The organism is Flavonifractor sp. DFI.6.63 (assembly GCF_024462255.1).
GTDB lineage: Bacteria > Bacillota > Clostridia > Oscillospirales > Oscillospiraceae > Lawsonibacter_A > Lawsonibacter_A hominis.
Genome location: NZ_JANGBE010000032.1, coordinates 30,949 through 45,002, shown reverse-complemented (window position 1 = coordinate 45,002; position 14,054 = coordinate 30,949). Strand labels below are relative to the sequence as shown.

Here is a 14,054-nt window from a genome sequence, read left to right as displayed (position 1 = left end):
CGCTGTTCAGCGAGGGCCGCAGAATGGGGTCGTCCACCGGGTCCTCCACCTTTTTCCCAAACAGATATACCTGCATCTTCCGCTTCCGGATGCTCTCAATGTACTCCTCGCCCGTCATCAGTGACATAATAAACGACTTCCTTTCCAATTTATCTTTTTTAGATGGATATGACCATATGGGAGATGGTAAAGACCAGCACGATGAACGCCGTCAGGAATCCGCCCAGCCAGACGCTGCCGCTCTTTCTGCAAAGCACACGGCTCATAACAGCGGAAATCGGCAGGATAAAGAGCAGTCCGAAGCACATGATGCCCGCCAGGGCGGTGGGGAAGGCCATGCCGATGGTGGACATCCACTCCGCGGAGGTCGTGCCGGGGATATACTGGATGCCCCGCACGCCGGTGGCGAAGAGCATGCCATAGTCGTAGGCAAACAGGACTGCCAGTCCGCCGCAGGAGACCGCCGCGATCAGCAGATAGCTCACCCAGGCGGGGGCATTGTTGATGCGGGTCAGGGAATTGTAAATCACCCCCGCCAGCAGGAAGAAGAGGATCCAAACCGGAAGGTATTTGAAAAACGCGATCCAGTGGGCGGCATCCATCGGCATAATGTTGAATTTGAAGAAGGCGAAGTGCGTGCCGGAACAGGCGGCGCAGAGGTAGACCACGGCGTACACCCCGCCGAAGGAGACTGCGGCCAGCAGCAGGGACTTGAGCACCTGCGCCGCCGGCAGCTTCAGGCCGGTGTTTTCCAGGCCGAAGCCCGCTCTCTTGGCGATGAGGAAAAACACCAGCAGGTACAGCGCCAGGAAAACGGCGCCCACCACGCAGTTAAAGAGCATCAGAGAGTTCATGGGCGCCATATTGAAGAAGGCGTTGGGCATAAACTTGGTCAAAAACTTGAACCACTGGGGCTGCATGTAATAGGGATATCCGATCAGCCAGTAGTACAGCAGCGGCGCCGGCAGCAGGAAGATCAGATACAGCGCGGCGTATTTCAGCGCGCCCTTCCCGCCGGTCACCGTGCTCATGGATGGGGCCTCCGGCCGGACGATGGTGGCAAAGAAGGGCAGGCGGAGCAGGGTGAGCGCCAGGGCCACGAACGCCGTCAGGGTGGCCGTCAGGCCGATCAGTCCGCAGGCCGCCCGGCCGTGCCACACCTGGTCGGCGGGGTCGATGGTGGCCTCCCCGCCCCGCAGGGTGATGTCGAAGAAGTCGATACCGTAGGAGATGGCGGTCTCGTCATAATAGGTATCGGAGTGAGTGCCGTCGAAGGAATAGGCGGCCCGGATGGGCTGCATGGTCACAGCGGCGGAGGCGGCGGCGGTCACGGCCTCCGCCCGGCTCAGGGGCGTGGCCGCGGCATCCCCGTACAGGAAGTAGGTGCCGGAGGGCACGTTGGACGCCCCGCCGGTGCCGCAGGCGAACTTAAAGCTGGTGGTATACCGGGCGGCGTCGTCCACCCCCCAGAGCAGGCCGGAGAACTCGTCGTAATCCCCCTCGATGGTACACATATTTACAGGTGCGGCATACAGGGGGAACACGCCGTTTTCAGCGTTGACCCCGTTGTACGTCAAGTCGTTGACGTTGCGCACATTATAGTTATAGCCGGTAAGCACCATGGAGCTGGGGAGCACGATGCCCGCGTCCATGGCGGCCAGATAGGCGGCGCCGGCCGCGGCCGTCTCGTCCTGACCGGCGGCAGCGGCCTCAGTCTGGGCCGCGGTATAGGCGGCCTGCCACTTGGCGTACGCAAGGTAGGCGCCCTCCTGGATGGCGGCGGTGCCCATGGAGTGGCCCAGCATACCGATCCTGGCCGCGTCCACATACTCCAGCTTGCCCAGCTCCTGAAGGGCGGAATAGCTGCCCAGGTCGGGCGCGTAATTTTCTACGTTGCCCATCTCCGCCTGGCGGTAGCCGTCGGGCGGGAGGGCGGACTCCCCGTGGCCATAGAGATCCAGCGCCATGACCACATAGCCCCGGCGGGAGAGTTCAATGGCGTTTGGCTCCATGGCGTCCAGGCTGGCGGTATAGCCGTGGCAGAGCAGCACGGCGGGCAGCTTGTTCTCCGCGCTGGCCTGGACCGGGATATAGAGCTTGGCGTGACTGAGTGCGCCCACATCGGTGGTAAAGGTGATCTCTTCGGTGCGCACCGCGCCGCCGCCGGTGGCGATGACGCCGCCCACGGCGGAGCTGATCAGCATCGCCAGCAGGGCGGCGATCAGCACGATCGCGCAGGCCCGCGGGCCCCGCTTGTGCGAAATGTTCTGTTCCATTCTTCTTCCTCCCCGCCCCCCCGGCGGACGCTCCGCCGGGGGGCTCGCTTTTCTTTCCGCAGCCGGTTACAGGCGGGACAGGAAATCCCGCACTTTGTGGTCGAAGCGGAAGGTTTCCAAAATCCCGGCCATATGGCCCAGGTCGCTGTCGATGGGGTAGCATTCCGCGTTCCCCCCCAGCCAGGTGATGCGCTGCGTCACCCAGTCCACAAACTGCCATGGGTGCAGCACGTCCAGCCGCGAGGGAATGGCCAGCACCTTTGCCTTGATCCGCGCCAGCGCCGCGTCAAGATCGCCGCCATAGGGTCTGGAAACGTCATAGTTCAGGCAGGTGCGGCAGGTATACAGCCAGTGGTTCAGGTCTACAAAGGGCACGGACAGCTCCACAATGGCATCCAGCTTGTCTTCAAAGGACGCCTGGCCCAGCACGCTCTCATAGCAGGCCCGGTCGGCGCTGACGTCACGCTTGTAGGTCCGTTCGTAGTAGCCCGCCTGGAAGGCGGCCACATTCATCATCTCCAGGCACAGCCGCAGGGTATCGGTGGGCTGTTCTTCCTGGTCATAGTAGTTTCCCCCCTGGAACTTCGGGTCGATCTTGGCCACCTTGATGGCGTACTGAAGGGGGTTAAAGCCGCCCCAAACGGGCAGTTTCGGCGTGCCGATGACCGGGATGATCGCATCCATCATGTCCGGGTAGGCCACCGCCCACTGCCAGGAGGTCATGGCGCCGAAGGACGGGCCCATGACCGCCTTCAGGTGGGTGATCCCCAATTGCTCCAGCAGGTGCTTTTGGGTATTTACCACGTCCAGCACCTCGGGCACGGGAAAATCCAGCGCGTAGGGCTTCCCGGTCTCCGGATTCACGGTCATGGGGCCGGTGGTAATGACGTTCGGATTCTTGGCGCCGCAGTTGCACAGATTGTCGGCGCAGACGACAAAGTATTTCTCGGTATCCACTGCCTTACCGGGGCCGATCAGCCCGTCCCAGAAGCCGGGCAGCGGGTCGCTCTCCTGGTATTTGCCGCAGCAATGGCTGCTGGCGGAGAAATAGTGGACCACCAGGATCGCGTTGTCCTTCGCCTCGTTCAGGGTCCCGTAGGTCTCATACCCCAGGCGGACCGGCAGCGTGCGGCCGCAGGTAAAGGAAAACGCGGGGATCTCAAAGGATTGTTTTACGCTCTTCAGGCTCACAGGAAGCCTCCTCCTTTCCAGCCGTGGGTTCAGATAATGCCGACGGAGATCATAAGGATGCACAATACCGTCAGCAGGATGGGCATCACCACGGTCAGGGGGAATACATGCTTGTAGGAATCCTTGGCGGTGACGCCGCAGACGGAGCACATCAGAATAAAGGTGGAGCAGTGGGGCAGCGTGTCCAGGCCGCAGCAGGCGATGGTCATCAGGCGATGGAATGCCTCGGGATTGATGCCCAGGTTGATGTAGTTGGGCAGCATGGTGTCAGCAAAGATCTGCAGGCCGCCCAAAGCGGTACCGGTGATGCCGGCTACCACGTTGACCGCCACGGACGCGGACACATAGGGGTTGAAGGCAGTGGTCAGGCCGTTGGCGAAATCCACAAAGTACTGGAAGCCGGGGGCCGCCTGCACCACGCCGGCGAAACCCATGACGCCGCCGGTCAGCAGCAGGGCGGAGGTGCAGGAGGACCACATTCCAGTGGTGAAGGTCTTGAGCACGCCGTGCTTCTTATGGGCGCCGAAGAAGACCTTGGGGTTGAGGACCACGCAGGCCACGATGGCGATGCACAGAGAGGTCAGGATGCTGTTGGTGGCGCTCATCACGTTCTTCAGCAGGATCATGACGAACACAACAATCAGCAGGGGGATAATAGAGGCCCAGAAGGGGGGCAAATTCTTTTCCTCGTCATCATCCAGCGCATCCGTGCCGGAGACCACGTAGCCCACGCCCAGGGCGGTCTGCCGTCTGGCCTGCCAAGTGACATAGATCCCGGCCAGGACGGTGCCCACGATGCAGGCGATGACGCCCATTACAGGAGCCGAAAACGCGTCCACCCCCAAGCCGTACTCCGGACGGGCCAGCAATGCGTTGGTGCTGGTGGGGTTGCCGGGCAGGCACAGGCACAGGGTCACCGAAGCGCACAGCACAATGCCGGGCAGCAGGTTTTTCGTAATGTTGGCCTTGCGGAACAAGGGGGCGGCCACGGGGTAGACGGCAAAGACGATAACAAAAGCGGAAACGCCGCCCATGGCCATCAGCAGGGTGATGAGCAACGCGCCCAGGGGAGCCCACTTCACGCCGAAAATCTTGAACAGCACCTTGGCCACACTCTCAGCCGCACCTGTGACCTTCAGGAACTCACCGTAAGCGGCCGCCAGGCCGAACAGCAGGAAATAGTTTCCGACAAAGTTTTTCAGTCCAGTAGCGTAAGCGCCGCTGAAGGTCTCCCAAAAGGGAAGCAGGTTGGTAACGACAACTACCAGTGACGCGATCAGAGATGCAATGAATGCATTGACGCCCTTGTAACTTAAAATGATCAGACACGCGATGGCCAGAAGCAGGCCGATAACACCAATTGCGCTCAAACGAATTTCCTCCATTTCTTTCTGTTGGACCATTCTCCGCGGTGAACCGTATTTACGGCGTCTCAGGTAGATCAAATCTGCTCGTACAGTTGGCCAACTGTCCCTCGACGCAATCGATAGTTGCAAACGGCGTGCCAACTTCGGTCTTTTCTTTCTCACCTGCGCAAACCCGTTGCGGCACAGCCGCTTCTGAAGTTTTTGCAAAAAAGTCCGCCCCTCGCTTTTGTTGCAAAAATAAAACAAAAGCGGGGGGCTTGTTCCAAAATCATTTCTGATCCGGCCATTTGGGCGTTTGTTGCAAAAATGAATCGTGTTTTATTTTTGCAACAGCCGTTCCTGTGCGTACCGCTTCCGCTTTCGCACAAAAGTAGCCGGGTCCATGCCCAGACTGCGGGCCGCGTCCCGGACGTTTCCGAAGCGCTCGTAAGCCCGGTTGATAAACTGCAGCTCAAACTGTCCGGTGAGGGCCTTCAGGTCCACCGTGGGGCCGTCCTCCCCGCCGGGCAGGGGCGGCGTCCAAACACTGTGAAAGGGCAGGTCCTCGGCCCGGATCTGATCCGAGCCGCTCATGATGACCATACGCTCGATGATGTTTTTCAGCTCCCGCACGTTGCCCGGCCACGCATAGTTCAGCATGGCCTGACACGCGGAGGCGGTAAGCCGCTTGCGCAGGTTGTACTTTTTGTTTAGCTCCTCCAGAAAGCTCTCGGCAAAGGGGATGATGTCGTCCCGCCGTTCCCGCAGGGGCGGGATGGTGATGGGCACGACGTTGAGCCGGTAGAACAGGTCCTCCCGAAAGGTCTTGTCCCGCACCATCTGCCCCAGATCCCGATTGGTGGCGGCCACGACGCGCACGTCCACGCTCACCGCCTCGTTTCCGCCCACCCGGGTGACGGTGCGCTCCTGAAGCACCCGCAGCAGCTTTACCTGCATCTCCAGCGGCAGCTCCCCAATCTCGTCCAGGAAGAGCGTGCCCTTGTCCGCCACCTCGAACAGGCCCGGTTTACCGCCCCGGCTGGCCCCGGTAAAGGCCCCCTGCACATAGCCGAACAGCTCGCTTTCGATGAGGTTGGGCGCGATGGCGCCGCAGTTGACCGTGAGGAAGCGCCCCTCCCGGCGGGCGCTGTTCTTGAAGATGTATTTGGCGATCTTTTCCTTGCCCACGCCGGTCTCCCCCAGCAGGAGCACCGTGGTATCCAGCGCCGCCACCCGGTCCACCAGTTCCAGCACCTCCAGCATCCGCCGGTCGGCGGCGATCAGGTCCGCGGAGTCCAGCACCTGCTTGCGGGTGTATTCGATCTCGGAATAGTACTTTTCGTTCTGCTCGGCGCTCCGCCGGTACTTTTCCTGCAGATCGTAAAGCTCGGTGGTGTCCCGCACGTTGGTCACCACCATGACGATGTCCCCACTCTCGTCAAAAACCGGGGTGGAGGCAATGAGGGCGTGGCGGCCGTTGCGGAAGACCTGCTCCAGCGTGACCGGTTTTCGCTTGGAGATGGCGATGAGCGTGCCCGAGCGGTCGACGATCCCCTCCCGCTCCAGGTCCCACATGCTGCGCCCCAGCACTTCCTCCGCCCGCAGGCCGGTGATGGTCAGATAGGCCTGATTGACCCGGATGGTGACGGCCTGCCCGTCGGTAATGAAAATACCGTCGTACGAGCTTTCGATAATGGCGTCCAGGCGGTCGTAGGCCTCCTGGAGGCTCCCGAACATCCCGGCGGCCTGGTGGGGGTGATGCAGAAATGCGGGTTCCCGGTTCGGCATGGCGGCGCCCTCCCTTCTCAGATGGTTCCAGTATAATTTGCCCCGGAATGCCTGTCAAGCGCGGACAGCGCCGCCCCCGGTGCGGCATGCGTACCGGGGGCGGCCAAGTCTCTGCGCCTCAGCCGTGTCCCCGGGCCTCCAACGCCCGGGCAGTTCCCGCCAGCAGCCCACGGTACACAGCCAGTTGGTATAGCCGTGCTCCTCTCCCCGCGCCCCCGCCGGAAAGGGCGCGGGCCGAAAGCTCTCGAACCGGGCCAGCCAGGGCCCGTACCGGCGGACGATCTGCGGTGCGTGGGCCTTGTAGTACCACTCTTTGCAGGGTGCCAGCCAGTTATAGTCCAAATCGTGCAGCACAACGCGTTTGATCATAAGACCGCCTCGCCTTCCGCTCGCTGTATGCAGACCGCCCGCAAAATACGCAGTCCCTCCCCAGAACCGAAAAACGCGGTCCCGGCCGAGTGCCGGGACCGCGTTCGGATTTTTGGGGGAAGGCGCGCTTCCCCGGAGCGGCTTTTACTCCACAGCCTTGGGCGCGCTGCCGTCACACTGGAAGAAGTGGACATCGGCTACCTTCTTGCCGTCTACCCACTGGAAGCTCCCCTGGACGCCTTCGAAGACGGGAGAGTTGTACAGCCAGTTGCCCAGCGCCTCGCGCTCCTCGGAGAGCTTGGCGGGGTCGCCGGTGAGCTCCAGTTCCTCAATGCCCTGCTTGATGGCCATCATGGCGTCATAGAAGCCGGGCACCGGGGGCGCGGTGGGGGTTTGTCCGTCGTTGGCCTGCTGATAGGCGGCCACCAGGGTCTGCCATTCCTCGCCGGAGTAGTCGGGGTTGAGCTTGTTCCAAATATAGGTGCCGTCGCAGTCGGAACCGGCCACATCGAAGTAGTTGGCGTCATAGCTGGCGAAGGTGGCGCAGATGCGGCGGCCTTCGTCCACGCCGCGCTTGCGCAGCTCGGTCAGGACCTTGGCGGCCTCGTCGGCCCGCAGGTTCAGGTAGTAGCCGTCGGCCTTCAGGTTCAGGGCCTGGATGGCGGAGGCGGAGCAGTCCAGCTGGCCGGTCTGCACCTCCACCGTGCCCACCACTTCGATACCGGAATCGGGCAGCTGTGCAGTGAGCAGCTCCGTGGCGGCCGCCTGGGAGGCGTCGGTGGGGGTGTAGAAGATCACGATCTTCTTGATGTCGTCGTTTACGGCGGTCCACTCCTGCGCGGCGGCCAGGTCGCCCTCCTCGGAATCGGTCATGTAGCCCATGACGTAAGGGGCGTACAGGTCGCGGATATCCTGGAAGGAGTAGGCGGCGATGTTGGGCACGCCGCCGTCATAGGCCACCTGGCCGGCGGATTCGGCGCCGGGGGCGTCCATGGGGCCCAGCACCACCAGGGCGTTGTCCACCACGCTGGTCATCTGGGTGACGGCCTTGGAGGTATCAAAGGCCGTATCCAGCACCGTGACCTTCACCGGCACGCCGCGGATCCCGCCGTTCGCGTTGATGATCTCGGCGGCGTATTCGGCGGCCCAGCCGGCGGGCTTTCCCACATAGGCGATGGCGCCCGTGGCGGCGGTGAGCATGGGGATCTCCCACTCGGTGACGGCGACGGCGTTGGCGTCGGCGGGGGCGTCGGTACCGGCCGCGGGGGCGGTAGCGGGCGGCGTGCTCTCACCCGCAGAGCCTCCGCTGCTGGAACAGCCGGCCAGCAGGCCGATCATCAGCGCTAGGGAAAGCAAGAGGGCGGACATGCGAAGCTTGTTCCGTTTCATGCAGTTTCTCTCCTTTTCGTGACGTTATCTTCAAAGGCGGAGCCTTCCGCCGTTTGAACGGATGGGGGTACTTCAGCTGCGTCCCGCCGGGACCCTTGCTTCTCCCCCGCGGGCAAAAAGGCGCTTGATCTTACCGGGCAGTTCCCGGGTGATGATGCCCTCGGGCCGGGCCATGAGGATGACCACCAGGATCACGCCGTAGATGATCTGGGTAAAGCTGTTGATGCTGGCGGGCACCCACTGGGGCAGGCCCCACAGCAGGGGCACCGAGACGAACACCCCCCATTGGGTATAGCGCCCGCCCACAAAGAGCATGGTCATGACGGACAAAAGCAGGGAAAAGCCGAAGGTCTCGGGATAGATGGTGCGCATGTTGAAGGCGTAGACGGCGCCGGACACCGCGCCGTAGATCGAGGAGATGGTCAGAGAGAAGACCGTCATCTTCTTCACGTTGATGCCCAGCGTGGTGGCCATATCGGCGTCGGTGCCGATGGCCTCCAGCGCCCGGCCCAGCTTGGAGTGGTTGAGCCGGTAGAGGAAGGCGCCCAGCAGGATCACCAGGATCACAGAATAGAGCAGCAGGTGCTCCACCTTGGGGATGCCCCGGATACCGCGGGTGCCGCCCAGAAAGTCCAGGTTGCGGATGACCGATTGGATGATGAAGATCAGAGCCATAGAGGCCACGGCAGTGACCACGCCCGAGGTGCGGGAGAAGCCAAGCGCGGGCAAAAAGCCCAGGATCGCGCCCACCACGGCGGCGCCCAGCACGCACAGGAAAAAGGGCCAGCCCAGCTCCTTGGCGGCAAAGGCGGCAAAGTAGCCTCCCACGGCCATGCAGTAGACGGTGCCGTTGTACAGCAGCCCCGCCCGGAAGGGCACCAGCGCCCCCCACACCAGGAGGATGAAGGCGCAGCAGAAAATCAGATACAGGGTCATGGATGTGGACAGCATACGTCTTCCCCCCTTAGTGCTGCTTGCCGAACAGGCCGTTCGGCTTCCAGATGATGACCAGCATGATGACGCCGTAGAACACGGCCTCGGTCCAGCGGCCGGGCAGGTAGGCCAGGGCCATGGCCTCCACCACGCCCATGAACAGGGCGGAGAGCAGTCCGCCCTTCAGGTTGCCCATACCGGCAAAGAGCATGAGGATAATGGCCTTGACGGCAAAAGTGTCGCCCAGGGCGGGGGACCCGGCGCCCAAGGTCATGATGCACAGGATGGCGATGATGCCCGCCAGCAGGCCTGCGATCCCGAAGCCCAGCACGCCGGTGCGGCCAAAGGGGATGCCCAGCATCCTGGCCACCCGCAGGTTCTGCGCCATAGCCCGGATGGCGCGGCCCTCCTTGGATTTGAAGAGGAACCACATCAGCGCCACCGCCACCACGGCGCAGCATACCAGGGTGACGATATTGGCTGCGGAGAAGCTGATCAGGCCGATATTGATGGTGTTCTGGCGGCCGGTCATGGCGTCGGGAAAGGCGAAATTGGCGCCGCCGTTGATGTACTTGGAGATAAATTCCGTAATGATGATGCCGATGCCCATGGCCAGAGTGACGGTCTCCAGGTCCGCCCCCCGCACGGACAGGGGCCGGAACAGCGGCTCGGTGGCAATGGTGAACACGATGGCCGAGACCAGCATCACCACGATGCACAGGGGGATGTTGTTTCCGGTATGGGTCAGGGTGAGCCAGCCCATGGCCATGGTGAGCACCACAATGTGGGAATAGCTGTGGTGTACGATGTTGCGCACCAGCACCAGCAGGTTCATACCCAGCACCAGCAGCGCGTAGATGCCCCCGGTGGCGAGGCCGACGATGATCTGTGCGATGAACGATTCCATGGATTCCCCGCCTCCTTTCTATTCTCCGCCCAGGTAGGCGCGCCTGACCTCGGGGTCGTCGGCCAGTTGCCGGGCGGGTCCTTCCATCACGGTCACGCCCAGGTCCAGCACATAGCCCCGGTCGGCATACTGCAGCGCCTTGCGGGCGTTCTGCTCGGAGAGCAGGATGGTCAGGCCCTGCCGTTTCATCTCCACCAGGAACCGGAAGATCTTGTCCACGTAGGCCGGCGAAAGGGCCAGGGAAGGCTCGTCCAGCAGCACCAGCCTGGGTTCCCCCATCAGCGCCCGGCTGATGGCCAGCATCTGCTGCTCGCCGCCGGATAGGGTGCCCGCCTTCTGGGTCTTTCGATCATTCAGAATAGGGAAGTAGGAGAAGACCTTCTCCAGCATGGGGCCATAATCCCCTTTGTGGTGGTAGGCGCCCAGCTGGAGATTCTCCAGCACCGTCATATCGGCCAGCATGCCCCGGCCCTCGGGCACCACCGAGATGCCGGCGGCCACCACCTTCTCCGTCTTCCAGCGGGTGATATCCTGGCCCAGGAACGTGATCGTTCCGCTCTTTGCCCGCTGCAGGCCCAGGACGGCATTGATCAGGGTGGATTTCCCCGCGCCGTTCGCGCCGATCAGGGCCACGATCTCGCCCGGACGGACCTGCAGATCGATCTTCCTGACCGCGCAGATGGGGCCGTAACAGACCGACAGGCCCTCGACGTTCAACACATTAGTCTGTTCCAAGGTACGCTTCCACCACCTTTGGATGATTTTTGACCTCCTCGGGCAGGCCCTCGGCGATCTTCGCGCCGAATTCGATGGCCGTCACCACGTCGGAGGAGCGTGTGACCAGCTTCACGTCGTGGGCGATGAGGATGATGCTGGTACCCTGCTCCTTGATTTGACGGATCAGCGCTTCCAGCCGGGCCGACTCCTCGGCCCCCATGCCCGCGGTGGGTTCGTCCAGCAGCAGCAGCTTGGGGCCGGTGGCCAGGGCGCGGGCGATCTGCAGCAGGTGCTGGTCGGCCCAGGCCAGGTCCCGGGCCCAGCGTCCGGATGAGCGCTCCAGGCCCACAAAGGCCAGCTGCTCCATCGCCCGCTCCCGCATCGCCCGCTCCTGCCGGGACGCCCGGAAGGGCGCATGCAGGAAGGTGTCCGCCGCTTCGGTCTTGGTCTTGGCAACATAGCCGCACATCACGTTATCCAGTACGCTCATGCGCCCCATGACCTTGGGGATCTGGAAGGTGCGGCTGATGCCCAGGCGGGCGATCTCGTAGGCGGGCAGGCCGGTGATGTCCCTGCCGCCGAAAAAGATCTGTCCGTCGGTGGGCGGGAACACGCCGCTGATGACGTTGAATGTGGTGGTCTTGCCGGAGCCGTTGGGGCCGATGAGGCCATGGACGGTCCCTTGCGTTACGGTCAGGTCCAGTTCCTTGATGGCATGCACGCCGCCAAAGCGCTTGTTGACTTTACGCAGTTCCAGGATATCCAAGGCGTTCCCTCCTGTCTCTCTCGAATTTGGCTCCAGTATATCGGCGCTTTGTGATGGCCGCGTGAAAAAGGCGCAAAAAAGATGCACAATATTTCGTTGAAATATTGTGCATCCTGCTTATTCACAGGGCAGTGCAAACCAGAACCGGCTGCCCTCCCCCTCCCGGCTGTCCGCGCTGTAGCGGGCGTGATGGAGCTCCAGGATGGCTTTCACGATGGACAGGCCCACGCCTGTGCTGGCCGCATTCTTGTCAAAGCGGTTGATCTTATAGTAGCGCTCCCAGATCTCCCGGAGCTGCTCCGTCGAAATGCCGCCCCCGGTGTCGATGACCTCGAACAGGCCCTCCCCGGCCCAGCGGCTGACCCCCACGTACACCAGCTTATCTCCGCCGGTATAATTGAACGCGTTGCTGATGAGATTGAACGCGGCCCGCTCCAGCTGCTGCCGGTCCCCCCGCACGAGCACGTCCCGGTCCAGCGAGAGAAAGAGGCGGTAGCCCTCCCGCTCCCACAGATGCCGGAAGTCCCCCAGGGCCCGCTCCACGCTCTCCGCCAAGGGAAATACCTCCATATTCAGCTCCATGGTGCCCGACTGGAGCCGGGACAGGTCCAGCGTTTCGTTGACAAACCGGGTCAGCTTTTCCGTCTCCCGGACGATCACGTCCAGGTGGGCCTCCCGTTTTACCGGATCATCCCCGGAGATCTGCTGGACCATCTCGGCGTAGGCCCGGATCATGGTCAGGGGGGTACGCATGTCGTGGGAAACGTTGGCGATCAGATCCCGGCGCAGGGCCTCGGTATTGCTGAATTCCGTAGCCGCCGTGTCCAGAGCGTGGGAGAGGTGGTCCAGCTCCGTACAGGAGCCCTTGGGAAAGTCCACCCCGTAATCCCCGCCGGCCAGCCGCAGGGCCCGCTGGGTGATCTGAGTGATGGGGCGGGACAGGTTGGACGCCAGCAGAAAGGCCAGCACCGTCGCCACCACCAGTACCACCGCCGTGACCAGAAGAAACCGTGAGGAGAGCATGGAGAGCGTGGTGGATACCGGCACCATGTTCGTGCTGGTGAAAAGCACCTCCCGCAAGCCGTCCTGCAAAGCCACCACCTGGACCTGGACCAGCCACTCGCTGTCATGGACGGTGTCGGGGACCCGGTAAAAATAGTAGCCGTCGGTACCATCCAGGCGTGCAAAGATACCATAATCCACCAGATCCTCCTGGGGCGGAGGCGCATCGGCCCCGTCGTTGCCCAACGAGCGCAGCAGCACCCCGTCCTCCCGCAGGATCTGAATGAAAAAGCCGGACCGGGCCACCGAACGCAGGGAGTCCGCGAACCCCTCCCGCCCGTAGGTGGAGGAGATGATATTGCCCGCCTGCTTGAGCCGGTCGATCCGGTCGTTTTCGTAGGTGGTGCGGATGGTGGTGATCTGGACGACCCACATCAGCCCGCATACCAGCACCGCAAATCCCACCAGCGCCGCCCAGAGCCGGAAGCGGAAGGAATGCACGTCAAACCGCTTCAAATTTATACCCCGCTCCCCGCATGGTCACGATGAAGCCGCGGTAGGGCCCCAACGCGCTGCGGAGCATCTTGATGTGGGTATCCACCGTCCGGTCGTCTCCCAGAAAATCATTTCCCCACACCTTGCGCAGCAGCTGTTCCCGCGAGAGGACGATGCCCTTGTTCTGCACCAGGGTAAAGAGCAGATCATACTCCCGGGGCGTCATCGGCACCGCCCTGCCGTCCACCCGGACGCTGCGGCCCGCCGGGTCCACCTCCAGCCCCCCGAAGGCCGCGGGCCGGACCGCGCCCCCGTCCTGCGCCCGGGCGGAGCGGGCGCAGATGGCGCCCAGGCGTGCCACCAGCTCCCGGGGGGAAAAGGGCTTGACCACATAATCGTCAATGCCCAGCTGAAAGCCCTTGAGCTTGTCGTACTCCTCGCCCCGGGCGGAGAGCATCAGCACCGGCACCGACGGATCGCCCCTTCGGATCTCCCGGCAGGCGGCAAAGCCGTCCATCACTGGCATCATGATATCCATCACGATGAAGTCAAATTTCTGCATCCGGCACAGGGAGACCGCCTCCGCCCCGTTGGCTGCCTCCGCCACCGTATGTCCGTCAAACTCCAGATACTCCCGGATCACATTGCGGATCCCCTCCTCGTCGTCCGCCACCAGTCCCCGCATCTCGCTTCCTCCCTCCGTACACGTCTGTTTTCTTTAATCTTATGAGAACGTGCCGCCCCTGTCAAGAAAAACCGCCTCCCGTGCAGCTGGGAACGGCCGTTCCAGGCCGCATATCGCCCCCGTTTTTTGTGCGTTTCAGCCAAAGAAAAACAGGCATTTTTGATCTGTTTAACAAATTTGTGCAGAGCAC

General features: G+C 62.6%; 13 protein-coding genes. All 13 read right to left on the bottom strand.

Annotation, left to right across the window (positions count from 1 at the left end):
- The coding region (locus tag NE547_RS18440; RefSeq protein ID WP_305148467.1) for a 4-hydroxyphenylacetate 3-hydroxylase N-terminal domain-containing protein at positions 1-127 on the bottom strand (127 nt) is incomplete at its 3' end.
- A gap of 31 nt (positions 128-158) precedes the next feature.
- Complete coding sequence (locus NE547_RS14475) at positions 159-2,276, bottom strand: alpha/beta hydrolase (RefSeq protein WP_256176253.1); 2,118 nt, start codon at positions 2,274-2,276, stop codon at positions 159-161.
- A gap of 66 nt (positions 2,277-2,342) precedes the next feature.
- Positions 2,343-3,467, bottom strand: coding sequence for a homoserine O-acetyltransferase (locus tag NE547_RS14470; RefSeq protein WP_256176252.1), 1,125 nt, complete (start codon positions 3,465-3,467; stop codon positions 2,343-2,345).
- 29 nt (positions 3,468-3,496) lie between these two features.
- Positions 3,497-4,837: a GntP family permease gene (locus NE547_RS14465; RefSeq protein ID WP_256176251.1), complete on the bottom strand. Its 1,341-nt coding sequence runs from the start codon at positions 4,835-4,837 to the stop codon at positions 3,497-3,499.
- 315 nt (positions 4,838-5,152) lie between these two features.
- Entirely contained in the window at positions 5,153-6,601 is a 1,449-nt protein-coding gene (locus NE547_RS14460; RefSeq protein ID WP_186906963.1) for a sigma-54-dependent Fis family transcriptional regulator, read from the bottom strand.
- Between the two features lie 54 nt (positions 6,602-6,655).
- Positions 6,656-6,970: a hypothetical protein gene (locus NE547_RS14455; RefSeq protein ID WP_186906964.1), complete on the bottom strand. Its 315-nt coding sequence runs from the start codon at positions 6,968-6,970 to the stop codon at positions 6,656-6,658.
- A 144-nt stretch (positions 6,971-7,114) separates the two neighbouring features.
- Positions 7,115-8,359, bottom strand: a complete 1,245-nt coding sequence (locus NE547_RS14450; protein ID WP_186906965.1) for an ABC transporter substrate-binding protein — start codon at positions 8,357-8,359, stop codon at positions 7,115-7,117.
- Positions 8,360-8,431: 72 nt separating this feature from the next.
- Positions 8,432-9,310, bottom strand: coding sequence for a branched-chain amino acid ABC transporter permease (locus NE547_RS14445; protein WP_186906966.1), 879 nt, complete (start codon positions 9,308-9,310; stop codon positions 8,432-8,434).
- 13 nt (positions 9,311-9,323) lie between these two features.
- Positions 9,324-10,199 (bottom strand): branched-chain amino acid ABC transporter permease, encoded by an 876-nt coding sequence (locus tag NE547_RS14440; protein ID WP_186906967.1) that lies wholly within the window; start codon positions 10,197-10,199, stop codon positions 9,324-9,326.
- 18 nt (positions 10,200-10,217) lie between these two features.
- On the bottom strand, positions 10,218-10,919 hold the full coding sequence (locus NE547_RS14435; RefSeq protein ID WP_186907009.1) for an ABC transporter ATP-binding protein: 702 nt from the start codon (positions 10,917-10,919) through the stop codon (positions 10,218-10,220).
- A 1-nt stretch (position 10,920) separates the two neighbouring features.
- Positions 10,921-11,682: an ABC transporter ATP-binding protein gene (locus NE547_RS14430; RefSeq protein ID WP_256176250.1), complete on the bottom strand. Its 762-nt coding sequence runs from the start codon at positions 11,680-11,682 to the stop codon at positions 10,921-10,923.
- A 117-nt stretch (positions 11,683-11,799) separates the two neighbouring features.
- Positions 11,800-13,200: a cell wall metabolism sensor histidine kinase WalK gene (locus tag NE547_RS14425; RefSeq protein WP_186906968.1), complete on the bottom strand. Its 1,401-nt coding sequence runs from the start codon at positions 13,198-13,200 to the stop codon at positions 11,800-11,802.
- A complete protein-coding gene (locus NE547_RS14420) occupies positions 13,187-13,864 on the bottom strand; it encodes a response regulator transcription factor (RefSeq protein ID WP_186906969.1) in 678 nt (225 codons plus the stop codon). Before NE547_RS14420 ends, NE547_RS14425 begins: the two co-directional genes overlap by 14 nt.
- Positions 13,865-14,054: the final 190 nt, after the last annotated feature.

Bases quoted from the DNA above. Each gene is read 5' to 3' on its own strand.
- NE547_RS14475 (WP_256176253.1), bottom strand. From the start codon at position 2,276: ATGGAACAGAACATTTCGCACAAGCGGGGCCCGCGGGCCTGCGCGATC.
- NE547_RS14455 (WP_186906964.1), bottom strand. From the start codon at position 6,970: ATGATCAAACGCGTTGTGCTGCACGATTTGGACTATAACTGGCTGGCA.
- NE547_RS14440 (WP_186906967.1), bottom strand. From the start codon at position 10,199: ATGGAATCGTTCATCGCACAGATCATCGTCGGCCTCGCCACCGGGGGC.
- NE547_RS14460 (WP_186906963.1), bottom strand. From the start codon at position 6,601: ATGCCGAACCGGGAACCCGCATTTCTGCATCACCCCCACCAGGCCGCC.
- NE547_RS14445 (WP_186906966.1), bottom strand. From the start codon at position 9,310: ATGCTGTCCACATCCATGACCCTGTATCTGATTTTCTGCTGCGCCTTC.
- NE547_RS14450 (WP_186906965.1), bottom strand. From the start codon at position 8,359: ATGAAACGGAACAAGCTTCGCATGTCCGCCCTCTTGCTTTCCCTAGCG.
- NE547_RS14420 (WP_186906969.1), bottom strand. From the start codon at position 13,864: ATGCGGGGACTGGTGGCGGACGACGAGGAGGGGATCCGCAATGTGATC.